Origin of the sequence: Nonomuraea sp. NPDC049421 (assembly GCF_040677005.1) — a bacterium.
Taxonomy (GTDB): domain Bacteria; phylum Actinomycetota; class Actinomycetes; order Streptosporangiales; family Streptosporangiaceae; genus Nonomuraea; species Nonomuraea salmonea.
In genome coordinates, this window is sequence record NZ_JBFAQA010000070.1 from 1 (window position 1) to 3,699 (window position 3,699).

The window sequence follows — 3,699 nt, forward strand, 5'->3', positions numbered from 1 at the left end:
AGGTCCTCCACCATCACCGCTTGGTTGTCACGGATGATCTGCGTGGAGAGCTTGTGCGCGAAGTCCCGGCGCGCGTCGGCCACCCGAGCGTGGGCACGGGCCACCTTGACCACAGCCTTGGCGCGGTTGTTCGACCCTTTCGCCTTGCGTGACAGGGCCTGCTGCGCCTTCTTGAGCCGCTTCTCCGCCCGACGCAGGAACCTTGGATTGCTGATCTTCCGGCCGTCTGAGAGCACCGCGAAGTGCGTCAGCCCGAGATCGATGCCGATCTCGGCGGCCGTCTGCGGCAGCGGCTGGGCGGTGACCTCGACCACGAACGAGGCGAAGTACCGGCCCGCCGCGTCCTTGATGACCGTCACGCTGGAGGGCTCGGACGGCAGGCGGCGCGACCAGCGCACCGTGACGTCGCCGATCTTCGGCAGGCGCAGCTTCCCGCCCGCCGTGACCTGGAAGCGGGCGTTGCGGGTGAAGCGGATCGCCTGCCGGTTGTCCTTGCGGGACCGCAACCGGGGCGGGGCGAGCTTCGGCCCTTTGCGCTTGCCGGACACCGAGGCGAAGAAGTTGCGGTAGGCGGTGTTCAGGTCGGCCAGCGCCTGCTGGAGCACGACCGCCGACACCTCGCCCAGCCAGGCCCGCTCCGGGGTCTTCTTCGCCTCGGTGATGACCCGCTTGGACAGTTCGCCGTCCGAGACGTACGGCAGAGCGGCCGCGCGGGCTTCCTGCCGTGCGCGCAGCCCATCGTTGAACACCACCCTCGCGCACCCGAACGCCCGCGCCAGCGCGGCGCACTGGCTTAATGTCGGGTAGAGGCGGACGTTGTACCGGAGCTGCACGCTCCGATCATACCCAGCCTGGCACTACAATGGTGTCATGATCAGGATTACGCTCCGGCTTCCCGAGAACGTGCACGCCCAGGTGGCGGCCCGCGCCGAGACCGAGCGGCGATCCCTGAACTCCCAGATCGTGCACCTGCTTGAGACCGCGCTCGCCGCCGACCAGGCACACGGTGAATCGCCTTGACGGCGATTCACCTCTCCCTGCCCCGCTACGCGGGACGACCCGCTTCACCCCCGGCCTGAAAGCCGGAGCACTACGGGCATCATCGGTGCTCAGCCCAGCCCGTGGCGGACGGCGTAGAGCGCCGCCTGGGTGCGGTCCTGGACGCCCAGCTTCATCAGCACGTTCGAGACGTGGGTCTTCACCGTCTTCTCCGCCACGGCCAGGCTGCGCGCGATCTCCCTGTTGGACCGGCCGGCCGCGATGAGCGCCAGCACCTCACGCTCGCGCTCGGTCAGCGGCACGGGCCCAGGCGCCTGGCCGTTGCCCGGCGCGGCCAGCATCGCCCCGGCCGCCTCCGGCGCGAGCAGCACCTGGCCGCCGTGCACCGCGCGGACGGCCTGGACCAGCGCCTGCGGATCGACGTCCTTGTAGAGGAAGCCGGCCGCGCCCGCCCGCATCGCCGGGCCGACGTCGGCCGGGTCGCTCACCGAGGTCAGCACGACCACGCGGGTGGGCGTGCCGGTCAGCCGTTCGAGCGCGCCGAGCCCGTCGAGCACCGGCATCTTCAGGTCGAGCAGCAGCACGTCGGGGGTGAGCTCGCCGACCAGCTCGACGGCCTGCGCGCCGTCGCCCGCCTCGCCGACGACCGTGATGTCGTCCTGGAGGTCGAGGAACGTGCGCAGCCCCTGCCGCACCACCGGATGGTCGTCGGCGATCAGCACCCGGATCACGCGCTCACCTCCATGCGCACGGTCGTCCCCTCGCCGGGGGCCGACGCGACGGTCATGACGCCTCCGACGGACTCGGCCCTGTCGCGCATCGACACCAGCCCCAGCCCGCGCTGCGGGTCCGCCGGGTCGAAGCCCTTGCCGTCGTCGTGCACGCCCAGCACCAGCCTGCCGTCCTCGTACGCCAGCCGCACCCGCACGTTCGCCGCCCCCGAGTGCCGCAGCGCGTTGTGCAGCGCCTCCTGTGCCACCCGCAGCACCGCCACCTCGGTCTCTGGCGCCAGCGCCGGCAGCTCGCCGCACTCGAACGCCACCAGGGGCGGGTGCAGCCGGTCGAGCAGGCGTACGTGCTTGCGCAGCGTCTCCGTCAGCCCGTGGCGGTCGAGCTCGGCCGGCCGCAGCTCCACGATGACCGCGCGCAGCTCGGAGATCGCCTCGCCGGCCAGCCGCTGCACCCGGTCGAGCTCGGCGGCGGCCTTGCCGGTGTCCTTGTCCAGCAGGGCGCCGGCGGCCTGCGCGGACAGCCGCAGCGAGAACAGCTTCTGGCTGACCGCGTCGTGCAACTCCCTCGCCATGCGGTTGCGCTCCTCCAGCATGGCCAGCTCGCGGCTGTGCTCATAGAGCCTGGCGTTGGTCAGCGCGATGGCGGCGTGCGCGGCGAACAGCGTGAGCAGCTCCTGGTCGGCCTCGGTGAACCCGCCGCCGCGCCGCTTGTTGGCCAGGAAGATGATGCCGAGCACCCGGTCGCCGTCGCGGATCGGCACCCCGAGGAAGTCCTTCATCACCGGGTGGGCCTTCGGCCACCATTCGAACCGCTCGTCCTTGCGCAGGTCGGGCAGCCTGACGGGGGTGCCGTCGCGCAGCATCGCGCCGAGCATGCCGTGCTGGCGGGGCAGCGGGCCGATCGCGTCCCACTGCTTGTCGGTCAGGCCCTCGGCGACGAACTCGGCGAACGAGCCGTCGTCGTCGGGCACGCCGAGCGCGGCGTAGCGGGCGTCGAGCAGGCGCTGCGCCGAGCGTACGATGACCTGCAGCACCTCGCGCACCGACAGGTGGCGGGTGACCGCGAGCACGGCCGAGCTCACCGCCTGCATGATCTCGTCTCGGTCGGAAGGCGCGTCGGAGGGCACGCGACCCACTCTATGGTCCTAGGACGAAGTGCCCAGGCACCGGCCGGTCCTCGGCCCGATGTCCGCGCGGCCGTCCGTTCCTAGCGTCGGTGTCATGACGAACACCGCACTCATCACCGGAGCTTCACGAGGTCTCGGCCTGGCCCTCGCCAGGGCGCTCGGCGCGGCGGGCTGGCGTCTCGTCCTCACCGCGCGCGGCGCCGACGACCTCGACAGGGCCGCCGCCGAGCTGGGCGCGACCGCGATCGCCGGCGACGTGACCGACCCCGCGCACGTGGCCCGCCTCGCCGCCGCGGCGCCCTCGCTGGACCTGCTGGTCAACAACGCGAGCGACCTCGGCGTGACGCCGCTGCCGCACCTCGCGGACTACCCGCTGGAGGCGTTCAGAGGGCTGCTGGAGACGAACGTCACCGCGCCGCTCGCGCTCGTCCAGGCCACGCTGCCGGCGTTGCGGGCGTCCGGCGGCTCGATCGTGAACGTCACCTCCGACGCCGCCACCGGCGCGTACGGCGGCTGGGGCGGCTACGGCGCCACCAAGGCCGCGCTGGAGCAGCTGTCGAACGTGCTGGCCGCCGAGGAGCCCGACCTGCGCGTGTGGTGGGTCGATCCCGGCGAGATGAACACCCGGATGCTGGCCGACGCCGTCGGCGCCGACGAGGCCGCGGGCGCCGCCGACCCCGCCAAGGTGGCGGCGGCGCTGTACGACCTGGTCGGCGCCCGTCCCGCGAGCGGCAAAGTGAGCCTGCATTGACCTCCTCCCCCTCGTGAACGAGGGGGATTCCCACGGTCGCCCGTGAGGCTTCCTGCTTCACCGCCGGTCGCCCGCCCGAGAAAGGAACTCT

At 72.2% G+C, this 3,699-nt stretch carries 5 protein-coding genes; 2 read left to right on the forward strand and 3 right to left on the reverse strand.

The window, feature by feature from the left end; all coding sequences use genetic code 11:
• Positions 1-833: transposase (locus AB0K18_RS50190; protein WP_364930263.1), on the reverse strand; the 833-nt coding region annotated here is incomplete at its 3' end.
• A gap of 37 nt (positions 834-870) precedes the next feature.
• Between AB0K18_RS50190 and AB0K18_RS50195 the strand changes: the two genes are divergently transcribed.
• Positions 871-1,020, forward strand: coding sequence for an Arc family DNA-binding protein (locus AB0K18_RS50195; protein WP_364930265.1), 150 nt, complete (start codon positions 871-873; stop codon positions 1,018-1,020).
• A gap of 89 nt (positions 1,021-1,109) precedes the next feature.
• Here AB0K18_RS50195 and AB0K18_RS50200 read toward each other — a convergent pair whose 3' ends face one another.
• A complete protein-coding gene (locus AB0K18_RS50200) occupies positions 1,110-1,730 on the reverse strand; it encodes a response regulator transcription factor (RefSeq protein WP_364930267.1) in 621 nt (206 codons plus the stop codon).
• A complete protein-coding gene (locus AB0K18_RS50205) occupies positions 1,727-2,857 on the reverse strand; it encodes a GAF domain-containing sensor histidine kinase (RefSeq protein WP_364930268.1) in 1,131 nt (376 codons plus the stop codon). The genes AB0K18_RS50200 and AB0K18_RS50205 overlap by 4 nt, the downstream gene beginning before the upstream one ends.
• Before the next feature lie 94 nt (positions 2,858-2,951).
• Between AB0K18_RS50205 and AB0K18_RS50210 the strand changes: the two genes are divergently transcribed.
• Entirely contained in the window at positions 2,952-3,608 is a 657-nt protein-coding gene (locus AB0K18_RS50210) for an SDR family oxidoreductase (protein ID WP_364930270.1), read from the forward strand.
• The last annotated feature ends 91 nt before the right edge of the window (positions 3,609-3,699 follow it).